This is a genomic window from Xylophilus sp. PBN-3R, assembly GCF_057747805.1.
Genome location: NZ_CM173225.1, coordinates 4,153,238 through 4,168,800, shown reverse-complemented (window position 1 = coordinate 4,168,800; position 15,563 = coordinate 4,153,238). Strand labels below are relative to the sequence as shown.

General features: G+C 67.4%; 15 protein-coding genes. 6 read left to right on the top strand and 9 right to left on the bottom strand.

What is annotated here, in order from left to right; genetic code table 11:
• Positions 1-29 precede the first annotated feature (29 nt).
• From AC3ANW_RS19840 to AC3ANW_RS19810, 7 genes are all read right to left on the bottom strand, one after another.
• On the bottom strand, positions 30-1,892 hold the full coding sequence (locus AC3ANW_RS19840) for an alpha/beta fold hydrolase (RefSeq protein WP_488342556.1): 1,863 nt from the start codon (positions 1,890-1,892) through the stop codon (positions 30-32).
• Complete coding sequence (locus tag AC3ANW_RS19835; RefSeq protein WP_488342555.1) at positions 1,889-4,426, bottom strand: glycoside hydrolase family 2 protein; 2,538 nt, start codon at positions 4,424-4,426, stop codon at positions 1,889-1,891. The genes AC3ANW_RS19840 and AC3ANW_RS19835 overlap by 4 nt, the downstream gene beginning before the upstream one ends.
• Before the next feature lie 10 nt (positions 4,427-4,436).
• Positions 4,437-5,492: a DUF1839 family protein gene (locus AC3ANW_RS19830; protein ID WP_488342554.1), complete on the bottom strand. Its 1,056-nt coding sequence runs from the start codon at positions 5,490-5,492 to the stop codon at positions 4,437-4,439.
• Entirely contained in the window at positions 5,489-6,394 is a 906-nt protein-coding gene (locus AC3ANW_RS19825) for an amino acid--[acyl-carrier-protein] ligase (RefSeq protein WP_488342553.1), read from the bottom strand. Before AC3ANW_RS19825 ends, AC3ANW_RS19830 begins: the two co-directional genes overlap by 4 nt.
• Positions 6,395-6,428: 34 nt before the next feature.
• Positions 6,429-7,589 carry an acyl-CoA dehydrogenase family protein gene (locus AC3ANW_RS19820; protein WP_488342552.1) on the bottom strand — a complete coding sequence of 387 codons (1,161 nt, stop codon included), beginning with the start codon at positions 7,587-7,589 and terminating at the stop codon, positions 6,429-6,431.
• Positions 7,590-7,626: 37 nt separating this feature from the next.
• Positions 7,627-7,872, bottom strand: a complete 246-nt coding sequence (locus tag AC3ANW_RS19815; protein WP_488342551.1) for an acyl carrier protein — start codon at positions 7,870-7,872, stop codon at positions 7,627-7,629.
• Between the two features lie 100 nt (positions 7,873-7,972).
• On the bottom strand, positions 7,973-8,359 hold the full coding sequence (locus tag AC3ANW_RS19810) for a holo-ACP synthase (RefSeq protein ID WP_488342550.1): 387 nt from the start codon (positions 8,357-8,359) through the stop codon (positions 7,973-7,975).
• A gap of 105 nt (positions 8,360-8,464) precedes the next feature.
• On the opposite strand from AC3ANW_RS19810, the gene AC3ANW_RS19805 reads away from it, so the two are divergent.
• Together AC3ANW_RS19805 and AC3ANW_RS19800 are read left to right on the top strand one after the other, a co-directional pair.
• Complete coding sequence (locus tag AC3ANW_RS19805) at positions 8,465-10,033, top strand: AMP-binding protein (RefSeq protein ID WP_488342549.1); 1,569 nt, start codon at positions 8,465-8,467, stop codon at positions 10,031-10,033.
• Positions 10,034-10,058: 25 nt separating this feature from the next.
• Positions 10,059-10,523, top strand: a complete 465-nt coding sequence (locus AC3ANW_RS19800) for a ribonuclease HI family protein (RefSeq protein WP_488342548.1) — start codon at positions 10,059-10,061, stop codon at positions 10,521-10,523.
• Here the strand turns inward: AC3ANW_RS19800 and AC3ANW_RS19795 are convergent.
• On the bottom strand, positions 10,498-10,788 hold the full coding sequence (locus AC3ANW_RS19795) for a hypothetical protein (protein ID WP_488342547.1): 291 nt from the start codon (positions 10,786-10,788) through the stop codon (positions 10,498-10,500). The two genes, AC3ANW_RS19800 and AC3ANW_RS19795, sit on opposite strands and share 26 nt — an antisense overlap.
• A gap of 124 nt (positions 10,789-10,912) precedes the next feature.
• Positions 10,913-11,119: an acyl-CoA dehydrogenase C-terminal domain-containing protein gene (locus AC3ANW_RS19790; protein WP_488342546.1), complete on the bottom strand. Its 207-nt coding sequence runs from the start codon at positions 11,117-11,119 to the stop codon at positions 10,913-10,915.
• 217 nt (positions 11,120-11,336) lie between these two features.
• Here AC3ANW_RS19790 and AC3ANW_RS19785 point away from each other — a divergent pair, with 217 nt between their 5' ends.
• From AC3ANW_RS19785 to AC3ANW_RS19770, 4 genes are read left to right on the top strand one after another with little or no spacing between them, the layout of a single operon-like run.
• Positions 11,337-12,479, top strand: coding sequence for an MFS transporter (locus tag AC3ANW_RS19785; protein ID WP_488345466.1), 1,143 nt, complete (start codon positions 11,337-11,339; stop codon positions 12,477-12,479).
• Complete coding sequence (locus tag AC3ANW_RS19780) at positions 12,472-13,323, top strand: dihydroorotate dehydrogenase electron transfer subunit (protein ID WP_488342545.1); 852 nt, start codon at positions 12,472-12,474, stop codon at positions 13,321-13,323. The genes AC3ANW_RS19785 and AC3ANW_RS19780 overlap by 8 nt, the downstream gene beginning before the upstream one ends.
• The gene (locus AC3ANW_RS19775; protein ID WP_488342544.1) at positions 13,316-14,278 is read left to right on the top strand and encodes a dihydroorotate dehydrogenase; all 963 of its coding nucleotides are present in this window, start codon (positions 13,316-13,318) and stop codon (positions 14,276-14,278) included. Before AC3ANW_RS19780 ends, AC3ANW_RS19775 begins: the two co-directional genes overlap by 8 nt.
• Entirely contained in the window at positions 14,275-15,543 is a 1,269-nt protein-coding gene (locus tag AC3ANW_RS19770) for a hydantoinase/carbamoylase family amidase (protein ID WP_488342543.1), read from the top strand. Before AC3ANW_RS19775 ends, AC3ANW_RS19770 begins: the two co-directional genes overlap by 4 nt.
• Positions 15,544-15,563 lie beyond the last annotated feature (20 nt).

Below are 15,563 nucleotides of genomic sequence, written 5' to 3'. Positions count from 1 at the left end.
AGGATCCCGGCGACAAAACCAACCCCCATTTAAAGCTGCGCAACATGCTCCACCAGCAACTCGCCCAGCTTCTGCTGCGCCCATAGGGGCGTCAGCGTGTGGTCCGCCCCCGCCATCACCTCGAACCGGAAGTGCTTCTGCCGGCGCATGTTGACGGCATTGGCGCCCAGGTGGGTTTCCACCTCGTCCAGCCCGCTGTCGTTGTCGCTGTAGAGCATGAACACCCGCACGCCGCGTTTCAGCAGGCCGTGGAACAGGCTCTGGATGTCGGTTGAATCCTGCATCGCGGCCAGCGGCAATTCGGGGGCCTTCAGCACCGCGGACTTGAGCCTGCGGGCCAGGCGTTCCTTCACCACCTTGCCGACGCCACGCGCGATCCAGCCCAGGTTGACGTCGCCGCGCACCACGCGTTTCCAGGTTGCGCGGTCAAGCAGGCGGCTGCGGTAGAAACGCAGCGACCGGATGTTCTTGCGCGGCCGCACGTCCAGCGGATCGCCTTCGCGCCAGTTGAAGCTCGGCGGGTTGATCAGCACCATGCCGTGCACCGCCGGTTCAGCCAGCGCACTGCGGAACGACAGGTAGGCGCCGGAGCAGACACCGGCCAGCATCACCTTCGACACACCCAGCGTCTTCAGCCAGGCGATGGCGGCATGCACTTCGGCTACCGAGTGCTTGCCGAACAGCTGGTTGTCGCGCTGGCCGGGCGAGGCCGGGCTTTCGCCCATGCCGCCGATGTCCAGCCGCATCGCCATGAAACCCTGGGACGCCAGCAGCCGTGCATGGGTCACGTACATGCGGTTGGGGCCGATGTGGTGGTTCGAACCGGTGTTGATGAAGATCACCGCCGAATGGGCGCGCTGCGGCTGTGGATCGACCGGCGTGGTGAGGATGCCGAACAGGTTGCGGTGCGGGCCGAAACGCACCGGCGTCTCGCGCACCGTGGTGCGGCCGCCGTCGGCGTCGACCAGGAAACTCTCGGGCTCCGGCACCACCGGCACCACCGGCGCGGCTACCACGTCCGACGGCGCATGGCGGGCCTTCAGCCATTCGCCGATCTCGGCCAGTGCGGCTTCGGGCACCACCGCGTCGAAAGTGTCGCGCATCATGCCGGCGTAGCCCGGCACATCGGTGGTGGTGACTTCGCAGCCGACTTTGCGCAGGTGTTTTTCGAGCCTGGGGTTGTAGGGAATGTCGTCGCGCGACATCAGCAGCACCGACCGGCCGCCCAGCCGTTCGGCGGTAACCATCGCGGTGAGGTCCAGCGAGCCCATGGCGGCGATGGACTCGTGGGTCATCAGGTAGCCGCCGGATTCTTCGCCGATGGCGTTCTCGGGTGCGCCGACCAGGGCTTCGGCGCTGGCGGCGCCTTTCTCGTTCTGGCCGCTTTTGCGCAGCATGCGCAGCGCACGTGCCTCCCGCAGGTACAGGTTGCCCGAGCTGAACGGCGCCCAGGCGACGATGCTGCCGACACCGGCAGCGCCGGATTCGGTGGCCGCTGCAGCCAGCGCCAGGGTGCCGCCCATCCGCACGCCGAACAGGCTGACATGGCCGACACCGCTCAGCTTGCGGCCGAAGTCCACCGCCTCGCCGATGCCGCGCAGCCAGTTCTGGACGCGTTCCGGGTGTTCGTCGGTGCCGGACGAATCCCCGGTGCCGTGGTGGTCGTAGCGCAGCACCGCGAAACCCTCGAGCGCCAGGCGCAGGGCCAGCTGGCGGTAGTGGCGGTGGATGCAGATGGCGTCGTAGCCCAGCGGGTTTGACATCACCACCAGGCAGTCGCGGTTGATGCCTTCGGGACTGCAGGCCGGGTGGTACCAGCCGGCCAGCTTGCGGCCTTCGTGGTCGAAATTGACCGGCCTCGCTTCCAGTGCCGGCGGAATCTTGAAACTCATGCAGTTGTCTCCAGCGTCTGCGGCGTCACACGTTCGGTTCCATTGGCCGCCTGCAGCTGGGCACGCAGCCGGGTGCCCGGCTTGCGGGCCGTCAGCATGACCGCCTGCTCGCCGCCGGGTGGGAGATGAAAGTAGTTGTGGTCGACGCTGAAACCCGGGGCGTCGACGGCGACTGCCTGGGCAAAACGCGGGCAGCGCACGGTGAGGCGGTACCGGTCGGGCGCGACCGTTTCCACGCTGGCCGAAAGGCCGAGCGCGGGCTGCACCGCGAAACCGTGTCCGAGCGGGAAAAAGAAGTCCGAAGCCAGTACCGCGCCGCTGTCGGCGTCGCGCAGCACCGCAAACGCCACGTCGTGGCCGGCCGGGCCGAAACGATAGGTGTAGCTGCTGTCGGTGAAGTGGCCGAACAATGCGTCGGCGCGTACCTGAAGGCTGTCGCGGGCCGGCACGCTGACCTCGCGTCTGCCCTGGGCGACCGGCTTTTCTCCGTGGCGGTAGAGGGTGATCTCGAGCTCGGCAACCAACGGAACCGGGCCGTCGTTGACCGCATGCAGCGCCAGTCCGTTGACACCTTCGTCGGTGATGAACAGCGCCCGTGGCGCCATCGCCCGGCGCAGGTAGAACCACGCCGCCTTGGGCACGCCGTAAGCATCGATCACACCCCAGCCGGCACCCGGCCAAAGGTCGCGCAGGAACCAGACGACGGCGCCGGCGCACGACGATCCGTTGCGCCGCCACTCACCCAGCGCCTTGCCCATCACCTCGCCGGTGACGATGCGGCTGAGCATCAGGTAACGCTCCATGTCGGCATAACGCAGCCGCATCGGATCGACACCGAAGAGCTGCGCCAGGTAATGGTCGCGCACGTCGTCGAAATCCCAGCCGGCACTGCTGTCCCGCGGCACCCGGGACTTCCAGCGCGGATGGTGGAAGGGCGACTGTCCCTCGGCCAGGAATCGGTCGAGCGACTCGGGTTCCGGCACATTGGCGAAAGCCAGGCATTCGGAGGTGAAACGCACGCCGCTGCGTCGGGCGTCGGCCAGGGGCTGCAGGTAGGCGCCGACGCCGAAGTAATGCGATGCACCCGAATCGACCTGGAACGGCAGCACACCGCCGGCCGGGCTCGACGGCCAGTACGGCACATCCGGCCGCAGCGCCCGGCCGATGGCCGGCAGCACCTCGCCGAACAGGCGGTTGCGCCACAGCGGCTGCTCGAGCCCCAGCATGGCCGCCTGCTGTTCGACTTCGCTGTTGCCGCACAACAGGCCGAGGCTGGGCGACCGCCGGGTGCGCTGCAGGAACTGCCGGGCCTCGGCCTCGACACTGGCCACGAAGCCGTCGTCGTCGGCCGGATAGTCCATGTTGGCGAACATCCAGTCGTGCCACAGCAGGATGCCGAGTTCGTCGCACAGCGCGTAGAAGTGGTCGGCCTCGTAGAACATGGTGCCGCCCAGGCGCAGCAGGTTCATGCCGGCGTCGCGCGCCAGTTCCAGCGTGGCGCGGGTGGTGGCGGCATCGCCGGCCAGCCGAAGGATGTCGGTGGTGGTCCAGCAGGCGCCGCGGCAGAACACCGGCACGCCGTTGACCTGCAGGGCGAAGTCGTCGCCGTCGCTATCCAGCCGGATGTTGCGAAAACCGGTGCGGCCCAGCGCATGGTGATGGGCGGTGTCGCCGACTTCGGCGATCAGGCCGATGTCGTGCAGCGCAGGCCGGCCGTGGGTGTGCGGCCACCAGGGCTCGATGCCGGGCAGGCTCAGCGTGCCCGTGGCCTGCCAGGTGTGGTCGTCCAGGCGCTGCAGGGCGAGGGCGGTTTCATGGCTGGCGACCCGCAGGCGCGCGGCGGCGGGCATGGCGCCGGAGTCGAGCCGCAGCCGGCCGTCGAAACGTACCGAGCCGGTGTCGCCGTCCAGCGCCACGAAGGTGTCCGTCAAGGTCCATTCGACCGGGCGGTGAGCCAGCAGGCGCACCGGTTTCCACGGGCCGATGGCCGGCGCGGCCGGGCTCCAGCCGGGGATGCGGCCCAGCAGGCTGGCGCGGATCCAGCGCAATTGCTGCTGTTCGACCAGCCGGGTGCGCCAGCGCGGCCGCGGCCGGCGTGCGGCCAGCGCCTGCTGCACCGATGCGAAACGGATCAGCAGTTCGTGCCGGCGGCCCTCGGGCGCAGCCGGTAGCGCCACCGCATGGGCCAGGAACATGTTGTCGGACTGCAGCACCAGCCGTCCGTCCAGCCAGCAGTGCGCCAGCGTGGCCAGTCCTTCGAACAGCAGCGATGCCGTGCCGGTGCCGGCAGCCGTTGCTTGGAAGCTGCAGCGCCACCACGAATCCTGGGTGTCGAGCGCCGGCAGGTGGTCGAAGTCGGCCTGGCCGGCATCGAACAGCGCCGCCATGGCGGTGCCGGGAACGGTCGCCGGCCACCAGCGCGGGGCCGCGGCCTCCAGGGCTTGCGGGTCGACGGCCGTGCCCGCGGGCAGGCAGCACATTTCCCAGGCCGTCGGGAAGGTCGGCGTTTCGCTTTCCGGCGACGCTCCGGTCAAACCGATGTCCTCAGCAGTAGCGGCATCGCAGGATGTCCGTGCCGGTGTCCCAGGCGCGGCCCATGTCGTCCAGCAGTTCCTGGAACTGAACCGGGCGCCTGGTATTGACGGCTCGGGCGGTCTTCAGCAGCAAGGCCTTGGTACCGCCGGCGATATCCTGGAAGGCCGCCTGTGCGTCTTCCAGGCCGGCCTCTCCGTGCGAGGACAGCCAGCCGAGATAGCTGGCCGTCAGTTCGAAGTTGGCGCCCAGCTGGCGCAGCGTGGCAAACGCGTAGCGGTGGTACAGCGGCAGACCTTCGGACTGCAGCCAGGCCACGTCCTTGGGGAACTGCTCGGCGAACCGGCGGATGGGGTTCGCGGTCCGCAGACGCGCCAGGTGCGAACGCAGCAGGCGGGTCGAGGTGGCGACCAGTTCCTTTTGAGGCGGCCGGCGCAGTCGGTCCAGCCGCACGAATTCGGCGAAGAAGGGCATGTAACCGGCATCGGCCTCGTAGCCGTGGCGCAGCAGATGGGTGAAGTCGTCGCCCGACAGCTCGAAATAGCCGTGGTTGTGGAAGTAGCCGAGCTTGCGCTGCGCCACATCCAGCGCGTTGATGACGATGGTGCTTTTGGTGTGCTGCTGGTGGTAGTCGGTGCCGGCGGTGTCGGGCATCCAGAAGGCGTCCGCCTCGGCGATCACCAGCTTGCCTTCCGAGAGATGATGCTGCGCGTGGTCGACCAGGTTGCCGCGCCACAGGTTCAGCTCTTCGACCTCGATGCCGTACAGGTCGCACAGGTCACGGTGGGGCGGCTTGAAGAAGGTCCACTGGTCGCCCTCGAAGCTGAGCGCCACGGTGAAACCCAGCATGGCCTCGGGCTGCAGGCCGAGCGCATGCAGCGCCTCGATCCACACGTCCACATAACAGTTCTTCTGCAGCCAGGCCTGGTCTTGCCGGTGCAGTGCATGCACCGTGTAGCCGGCTGCCGACAAGGGCAGCACCGACAGCGCGGGCGACGGCGGCAACGGGCCGCCGCCGGCCTGATCGGCTGCCTGCGGGGTGGATGCTCCGGGCAGCACCATGGTCATGGCCAGAGCTGCGCGCGCACGGCCTGCGGCCAGGTCGCCGGTTCGAAACCGTGGTGCTTGAACAGCGCCATGCAGACCCGTTCCAGGCCGAAACCCAGGCATGCGGTCTGCGCCAGTTCACCGTCGGCCTGGTAGATCTCGAAGGTCTTCGAAAAATAGTCCTGGTGGTAGTTGAACGAACAGACGGCGGTGGGTTTTTCGGTGGAGATGACCGGCACCACCACTTCGAACTTGAGTTTCTGTTCCTTCTGGGCGTTGGCCAGGATCTTGCCGACGCGGCCGAAGAACGGGTCGGAAGCCACTTCTTCTTCGGCCGGCAGGCCGAGCGAACGCAGCAGGTCGAGGCCGCGCTGCAGCCACATGTCCCGCCACTCGAGCACCGCCTCGGGCGAGCCGACACGCACGAATTCACGCACCCGGAAAGCCTGCATGCGGGTGGGTTCGTCCGACGGTTCGTGGCGGAAGACCCAGTGCGTCATGTCCACCAGCCGGCCGCCTTCGGGCAGCGTGCCGGTAAAGCTGGGGTAGACCGGATAACAGGCCGCGGGGATCAGCACCACGCCGGTACGCGACATGAGGTCGTCGTAGCTTTCACCGTCGGCGATGCGCTGGACCAGCTTGGGATGGTCGGCCGCACTGCCGCAGAAACACACCACGCCCATGGCCAGCTGCGGGAACGACTTCATGTAGCCGCTTTTCTCGAACACGCCGCGTGCCAGGGTCGGCGGGAAGGTGAACTTCTCGGCGCCGTCGCCGGCGGCGATCTTGCTGACCAGGCCGTTGAATCGTTCCAGCAGGTCTTCGAAAACCGCGTTGCGGCCGAACACGCCGGGTTCGCCCGAAGGCACGATCAATCCGTGGGCTACCAGCCCGTCGTAAAGCGATTTGGAGTCGTATTGCATGGCGTCGGCTTGTCTCCGGTCGGCGTCGCGGGTTTCAGGAATCCTTGTAGACCAGCAGCATCGAGGCGCTGCGGGCATAGATGCGGTCGTTGCCCACCATCAGCTGGGCCGAGTGGGCGTCGCGCAGATGGCGGCCCAGGCTGAACTTGCTGTCGTTCTTGTAGCCCATGATTCCGCAGATCAGGAGGGCCTCGTGCACCACCTGAACCATCAGCGTGGAACACGAGATCTTCAGGTTGTTCATCTTGAGGGCGAAGCCGATGGTCAGCAGCGCTTCGTTGCCTTCCGCGGAGCGTTGCAGTTCTTCGCAGTCACGGGCCACGTCGTGCACGTTGGAGCGCATCAGTTGCAGCGTGTTCGACAGCTCGGCCAGCCGCAGGGCGGTCGGCGGCACGGTGCCCGGATCGCGCCGCGCGGCGGCACGCACGAAGGCGGCGGCGCGGTTCATGGCGTCGGTGGCGATGCCCAGCCACAGGCCGGACCACAGGATGTGCGAGTACGGCACCATCGTCTGGCTGGACGAGTCGGCATAGTCGCCCGGCAGGATCTGCGCCGCGTCGCCCTGCGAACGGAACTTGAAACCCGGGCTGCAGGTGCCCCGCATGCCCAGCGTGTCCCACTGCGATGTCTGCTCCAGCGTGTACTGGTCGCCGCGCACCAGCACCATCACCTGGTCGCTGCGGGCGGCGCCGGGATCGCGGCGGCAGGTCACCAGCAGGTCGTCCGCATAGGCGCCGTAGCTCACCGTGGTGGCGTCCTTGTTCAGCACGAAACGGCTGCCGTCGACCTCGACCGCGCAGATGCTGGAACGGGTGTCGCCCCCGATGCCGACTTCCGACGTGATGGAACCGATCAGCATCTGCCGCTCGACCAGTTCACGGCAGTAGCCGCGGAAGAATTCCGAATCCAGCCCGTGCCGCACCAGGCAGGCGACCTGGATCTGGTGCATGGCGAACACCATCGCGGTGGCCGCGCAGTACTGGCCCAGCGCAGTGCAGATGCCGGTCAGCTCGACCATCTCCATGCCCATGCCGCCCAGCTCCTGCGGCACCAGGGCCGACATGAGTTTCTCGGCCTTCAGGGCAGCGATGGACTCCGCCGGAAAACGGGCGTTTCGGTCGACGTCCGCCGCATGAACCGACGCGATTTCGCTGCCGATGCGGTGGGCCAGCCGGATATTGGCTTCGTTGTTCATGCAGAAGGTCCCCCGAGCGGCCGTGGCCGCGCCAAACTCAGGCTGTGGTCAGTTCTTCGACAGCTTCGAGAATGCTGGCAATGCTGCCGAACACTCCGCGCTTGAGCATGCGGTCGGGAAATTCAATGTCGAACTTGCCTTCCAGCGCCAGCATCACGTTGACGCTCGCGTGCGAGGTCAGGCCCGCCTGGTAGAGGTCGGTGCTTTCGTCCAGCTCGGATACGTCGCGCGAGAGGCGGCCGTGATCCTTCAGGACCTGGCGGATGTCGTCGATATTGCTCAATTTGAGTTCCCTGTCTTACAAGCAGCAACTTGATAACTTTTGCTTACTGGTCGGAGTCTAGTCCAGCGGCGTGACGCCCGCATCCGTTTTCCGCCCCCGATCAGGGGACGACCGTTGCGGCGACGACGGCAATGGCGTAGAGCCGCTCATGGCTCAGGCTGACCGACCAGTCGGCCAGGCCCTGGTCCCGGGCCAGTTGCCCGGCGCCCTCGTGGAGCCGCAATTCACACCATCCGCCGGGCATCTTGCGCACCTCGATCCAACGCCAGTCGATGCCGCCGTCCGGTGGGCGCAGCACCTTGATGCAGGCCTCCTTGGCGGCGAACCGGGCGGCCAGCCTTTGCACCATTTCGTCTCCGCCGGCCCGGCACCAGGCGATTTCGTCCACCGTGAACAGCCGGTCGAGATAGGCTTGGCCGAAGGCAGCCAGCGAGTCCGCCACGGTGGCGATTTCAACCAGGTCGGTGCCGACACGGACAGGGGACATCGGGTATCGGGTATTTGGGGAGTCGGTTTGGCGCCGACGGGCATTAGCTTGTGGGGTCGCGCCGCACTTTAACCTGCCCTCCAGTCAGCCGAGGACCTTCCCGCCGTGCACCTGAGCCGTCTTTTCCAGCGCACCGTGCGCCAGTTTCCGGACCGCCCTGCGCTGGCGCAGGGCGCCGGGCCAGCCACTACCTATGCCCGACTCGACCGGCGGGTGCGCGCCCTGGCGCACTGGCTGCGGCGCGACCTGGGCCTGCAGCCGGGCGAGCGGGTGGTGCTGGCCATGCCCAACAGCACCGCCTATGCAGAAGCCATGCTGGCGCTGTGGCATGCGCGCCTGTGTGCGGTGCCGGTGCACGGCAAGCTGCATGCTGGCGAAATCGCCCATGTGCTGGGTGATTCGGGCGCCGTGCTGTGCCTGTCTTTCGGAGACGCCTGGCGGTCGCTGGTGCCGGCCACCGCCAGCCTGCCGGGCGTGGCGCTGGTCGATGTGGAAGGTGCCGCCTGGCGTTCGGCGGCCGAACGCACCGATCTGCGCGAATGGGACGAAGGCCGTGATGCACCGGTCGCCGCCGACGAAGAGCTGGCCTGGCTGTTCTACACCAGCGGCACCACCGGCCGGCCCAAGGGTGTGATGCTGAACCACGCCAACCTGGTCGCGATGTCGCTCGCCTTCCAGGCCGATCTTCTGGCGCTGGATGAACACGATGTGATGCTGCATGTGGCACCGATGTCCCACGGCGGCGGCCTTTACGGCATTCCCTGCTGGATGCGGGGCGGGCTGCAAGTGGTGCCGGCCAGCGGCGGGTTCGACGGAGCGGAGGTTTTCGGCCTGCTCGGCCATTACCGCAAGGCCAGCCTGTTCGCCGCGCCGACCATGATCAACCGCCTGGTGCGCCATGCGGCCGCAAACCCAAGCGACCGCGGCGCAATGGTTGCGCCGGGCCTGCGCTGCATCGTGGCGGGCGGCGCGCCTTTCTATGTGGAAGACCTCAAGGCGGCCGTCACGTTGCTGGGTCCGCGCATCGCGCAGATGTACGGCCAGGGCGAAACGCCCATGACCATCAGCGCGGTGTCGGCCGAAGCCATCGGCCGGGCGGTGGCCGAGGGCGACGACGCCCTGCTGGGCTCGGTCGGCTACGCCATGAGCAACATCGACATCGACATCACCGACGCGCAGGGCGGCCCGGCTCCAACCGGCACCGCCGGCGAGATCATGGTGCGCGGCCCGACGGTGATGCGCGGCTACTGGCGCCAGCCGCAGGCCAGTGCCGCCACCCTGGTCGACGGTGCGCTGCGTACCGGCGACATCGGCCTGGTCGACGCCCGCGGCCTGCTGCACCTGCGCGACCGCTCCAAGGACGTGATCATCAGCGGCGGTTCCAACATCTATCCGCGCGAGGTGGAGGAAGCCCTGTTGCGCCATCCGCTGGTCGAGGAAGTGGCGGCGGTGGGCATGTCCGATGCCGACTGGGGCGAGGCGGTGACCGCTTTTGTCGTCACCCGCGACGGCGCCGTGCTGGCGACGGCCGAACTGGACGCCACATGCCTGGAAACCATCGCACGCTTCAAGCGTCCCAAGCGTTATGTGTTCGTCGAACGAATCCCCAAGAACGCTACCGGCAAGGTGATGAAGAACGAACTGCGCCGGCAGATGGAAGGCAGAAACGACTGACGCGGGCGGCATGCTAGTTTTGGGCATGTCCGAAACGCCCCTCTCCGATCCGATCCCCTGGACCGTCCACTGCGACGGCAGCGCCGTGCCCAACCCCGGGCGCATGGCCTACGGCGCCGTCATCGTGGCGCCCGACGGCCGGCGCACCACGCTTTCACGGGCCACCACCGAGGTCGGCTGCAACAACGAAGCCGAGTTGCGGGCCTTGATGGCGGCACTGACGGAAGTGCATGCGCTGGGCGGGCGCGAGGCGCTGCTGCACAGCGACAACAGCATCGTGGTGACCCAGCTGGACGGTGCGAGGCCCCAGCCGCCCATCGTGCGTCTTGCGGGACTGGTGGATGAAGTGCGGAGCCTGATCGCCGGCTTCGAGCGTGTGCGCCTGATCTGGGTGCCGCGCCACCGCAACACCGAGGCCGATGCGCTGGCCCGCGCCGCGCAGGGCCTGCCAGCCAGGCCGCCGGTCAGAGTTCGGCGAAGAAACGGATGAAACGCGAGTCGCCGCGGCAGTAGCCCGGGCGGCTTTCGCCGAAGGTGTCGGCCGTCACCTCGAGGTCTTCGATGGCCCGCAGGCTGCAGTAGACCCATTCGTGGCCGGGGATGAAACTCTTGCCTTCGATCTGGAAGGCACTGAACCACTCACGGCCGTCGTGCCCGATGCCCACGGCATGCGGTTCGACGGTGCGCCGTGCACCGAGGTAGACGAAGGCGACGGCCTTACGTTCCTGGATGGCGGCTATGAGGTGGTGCAACAACGCGGAAGTCTCCAGGTTTTGGAAATCGGTCGTGGAAGAGGTGGGCCGGGCTCGGCGCAGGGCCCGGCGGCAAAAATTCTAGCGCGCGTCCATGCCGCTGTCACGTACGACATGCGACGTATTCTCAAACCAGTGAGGTGGAGTGAGTACTCTCGGCACCGTAGAGGATCGCCAGGCGCCAGGCCTGCGCGCGCGGCAGACGATGGGCCGCATAGAACAGTGCGTTGTCGATGCGGACCCGGAAAGACGCGGCATCGCCGTCGGATTCGAGCCGGTCCGCCGCGGCCAGCGAACCACGCGCCGGCTGCCAGCCCGCCATGTGATGGACCACTTCGGCCACGTAGCGGAGGCGATCCCCACCGGGGTGTCCCGGCACGCCCCGCGCGTCGCCGGGCAGTGAAAAAAAATAGGTTGACTGGTATCAAAAACGATACGAATATCGAAACTTGAACTTCAAGGATCGAACGGTGAACGCTCCCGAGTCTCACGATGGAAAGGTCGACAGCTACGGCTGGAAGGCGCTGGCCGGTTCGGCCGTCGGCTATGCGATGGACGGCTTCGACCTGCTGATCCTGGGTTTCATGTTGTCGGCCATCTCGGCAGACCTGCACCTTTCGCCCGGACAGGCCGGCTCGCTGGTCACCTGGACGCTGATCGGTGCGGTCGCCGGGGGCGTTGTCTTCGGTGCGCTCAGCGACCGCTTCGGCCGCATCCGTGTGCTGACCTGGACCATCGTGCTGTTCGCGGTATTCACCGGCCTGTGCGCCTTCGCCCGCGGCTACTGGGACCTGCTGATCTACCGCACCATCGCCGGCGTCGGGCTGGGCGGCGAATTCGGCATCGGCATGGCGCTGGCCGCAGAAGCCTGGCCGGCAAGGCACCGGGCACGGGTCTCTTCGTATGTGGCGCTGGGCTGGCAGGCCGGCGTGCTGGCGGCGGCGCTTCTGACCCCCTTGCTGCTGCCGATGATCGGCTGGCGCGGCATGTTCCTGGTGGGTGTCGTGCCGGCCGTCGTCGCCTGGGTAATCCGCAACAAGTTGCACGAGCCGGAGGTCTTCGTCAGGGCCACGACAACGCGGCCGTCGATGGCGCAGTCCTTCGGACTGCTGGTGAAGGATGCACGCACCACCCGCATCAGCGCGGGCATCGCCATCCTGTGTTCGGTGCAGAACTTCGGCTACTACGGAATCATGATCTGGATGCCCAGCTTCCTGTCGAAGCAGCTGGGCTTCAACCTCACCCGATCGGCCTTGTGGACCTCGGTCACCATCCTCGGAATGATGGCCGGCATCTGGGTCTTCGGCCAGCTGGCCGACCGTATCGGCCGCAAGCCCAGCTTCCTGATCTTCCAGGCGGGTGCGGTGGTGATGGTGCTGGCCTATGCCCGGCTGAACGATCCGGTCGCCATGCTCTGGTGCGGGGCGCTGATGGGCATGTTCGTCAACGGCATGCTGGGTGGCTACGGCGCACTGATGTCCGAGGCGTACCCCACGGCAGCGCGGGCCACGGCACAGAACGTGCTGTTCAACATCGGCCGGGGTGTGGGCGGTTTCGGGCCGGTGGTGGTGGGTGCGCTGGCCACTGCATATTCGTTCCAGACGGCCATCGCATTGCTGGCTGCCATCTACCTGCTGGACATGGTGGCGACGGTGTTCCTGATTCCCGAGCTGAAGGGGGTGGACCTTGAATGAACCGACTGCCTGTTTCAGCCGCAACGCCGACAGCGTGGCCTCGCACCGCTGCGAGGTGACCGAACACCGTGCGGTCAACGACCGCTACCGTTACCTGCGCCTGAGCGCGCCGGCCGACCTGGCCGGCGCCACCCGGCCCGGCCAGTTCTACCAGCTCAGATGCCCCGACACGCCGGACCAGCAGCCCTTTCTGCTGCGCCCGATGAGTGTCTACGGCACCGGCCCCGAGCCCGGCACGATCGAATTCCTCTACAACGTCGCCGGCCTGGGCACCCGCGCGCTGGCCACGCTCGCCGTAGGCGGGCACATGGACATCGTCGGCCCGCTGGGCAACACCTTCGACCTGCGGCCGGAGTTCCGCCGCATCCTGGTGGTGGCTCGCGGCGTGGGGCTGGCAACGATGGCACCGCTGCTGCGCCAGGCGGCCGCGGCCGGCATCGGCATCACCGCGTTGATGTCGGCCCGCAAGCCCGAAGACCTGATGCGGGACGAGTTCCTGCGCGGCGTCGAAGCCGATGTGATCACCGTGTACGACAGCAACGGCAGCTCCGAAGTCGACGCGGTCGAGTCGCTGGTGCGACGCCTGCTGGCGGCGCAACCGCACGACGCCGTCTACACCTGCGGATCGCACCGTCTGCTGATGCTGCTGCAAAGGGTGCTGGCCGCCCATCCGGAGACCATCGGCCAGGTGGCGATGGAACAGCGCATGGCCTGCGGCATGGGTGTCTGCCTGTCCTGCGTACGGCTGTTCGACAAGGACGGCGACAAGCAGTTTTTGCGGGTCTGTCGCGAAGGGCCGGTGTTCGCCATCCGCGAAGTGGTGGGGGAGGTGGAATTTGGCTGATCTTTCCGTGCGGGTGGGGGCACTGGCACTGCGCAACCCGGTGATGCCGGCGTCGGGCTGTTTTGCCGTCGAATACCAGGAGGCGCTCGATTTTCGAAGGCTCGGCGCGCTGGTCATCAAGAGCGTCTCGCCCAAAAGCCGTGCCGGCAACCCGACGCCGCGTGTGGCCGAAACCCGGGGCGGCATGCTCAACAGCATCGGTATTCCCAGCAAGGGCCTGGACCACTACCGGCGCGAAGTGCTGCCGGCCTACGGTGGATTCGGCACGCCGGTGGTGGTGTCCGTTTCGGCCGATACGGCGGACGAATTCGCCGAGGCGGTCGCCAGCCTTTCGCTGCCTGGTGTGGCCGCCATCGAGGCCAACATTTCTTGCCCCAATCTGGAAGCCGACGGCATGGCATTTGCCATATCGCCGGAAAGCACCTACCAGGTCGTCAGCGCCATCCGCCGCCGCACCGGCCACCCGGTGTGGGCCAAACTCACACCCAACGCATCGCACATCGCGGCGGTCGCCCAGGCCGCCGAAGAAGCCGGTGCCGACGCGCTGGTGATGGGCAACACGGTGCTCGGCATGGCCATCGACATCCGCAGCCGCAAACCGAAACTCGGCAACGTGATGGGCGGGTTGTCGGGTCCGGCCATCAAGCCCATCGCGCTGCGGATGGTCCACCAGTGCCATCGTGCGGTGCGCATCCCGGTGATCGGCTGCGGCGGCATCGCCAGCGCCGACGATGCGGTCGAGTTCATGCTGGCCGGCGCCAGCGCGGTGCAGGTCGGCACGGCTTCCTTCATCGACCCCGGTGCCATGCAGAAGGTGATCGACGGGCTGCAGTCCTACTGCGCCGAGATGGGCGTGGAACACATCGCCGACCTCACCGGCCGGATCGAACTGGACGGCCAGCTGCCCGACCGCTGGCTGCGGTTCTCTCGGCAGTCGGGTCAAGGAAATCCATGAATCTCTCCGAATTGCGCCCCATCGCCGAAAAGCTCTTCGACGAGGTGCGTGCGCTGTCTTTCGACGGCGTGGGTGTCACCCGCGAAAGTTATGGCGCGGGTGAAACCGCCACCGCCGATTACCTGCGCGCCTTTGCCGCCGGCCACGGCCTGGAACACACCGACGACCGCGCCGCCAACGTGGTGTTCCGGCAGCCCGGCGGCGATGCGGCCGGCCCGGTGGTGTGGACCGGTTCACACATCGACTCGGTGCCGCAGGGCGGCAACTTCGACGGCCTGGCAGGCGTGGTGGCCGGCCTGCTGTGCCTGGTCGACCGCCAGCGCTCCGGCCGCACGGCGCCGCTACCGCTGGAAGTCGTGGCTTTCCGTGGCGAGGAAAGCGCCTGGTTCGGCAAGGCCTACATGGGCTCGGGTGCCTTGTTCGGCAAGCTGACATCCGCCGACCTGGAACTGAAACAACGCAACAGCGGCGAGACGCTGGCGACCTGCATGGCGCGGGCGGGTGCCGATGTCGACGCCGTCCGCGCGCAGCAACCGCTGTTCGACCTGAAAAGGGTGAAGGCCTATCTTGAACTCCACATCGAGCAGGGCCCGGTGATGGTGGCGCGTGAACTGCCGCTGACGGTGGTCTCGGGCATCCGCGGCAACGTGCGGCACAACCGCGTGCTGTGCCACGGCGATGCCCAGCATTCGGGTGTGGTGCCGCGCTGGCTGCGGCACGACGCCATGTTCGCGGTGGCCGACCTGATCATGCGTATCGACGATCACTGGCGGGTGCTGCTGGAGCGCGGCACCGACCTGGTGGTGACCACCGGCATCGTGGGCACCGATCCGGTCGAACATTCCATCTCGCGTATTCCGGGCCTGGTGAGTTTCAGCCTGGAAGCCCGCAGCCGCAGCCGCGACACGCTGGAAGCCTTCTACCAACTGGTGCAGGCCGAATGCTCGGCCATCGCGCGCGAACGCGGCGTGCGTTTCGAGTTCGACCGGCGCCTGCTCAGCGAGCCGGCCACCATGGACCCTGCGATCCGCGCGTTGCTGGCCGAGGCCTGCGCCGAGCAGGGCGTGGCGCACGACACCATCCCCAGCGGCGCAGGCCACGACGCATCATTGTTCGCCAATGCGGGAATCGCCAGCGGCATGCTGTTCGTGCGCAACCAGAACGGCTCGCACAACCCGCACGAAGCCATGGACCTGGACGACTTCATGCGCGGCGTGGCGGTGATGAGCGCGGCCCTGGACCGGCTCGGCTGCGAGCGTGGCTGATCGTGATTCCCCGCCGGACC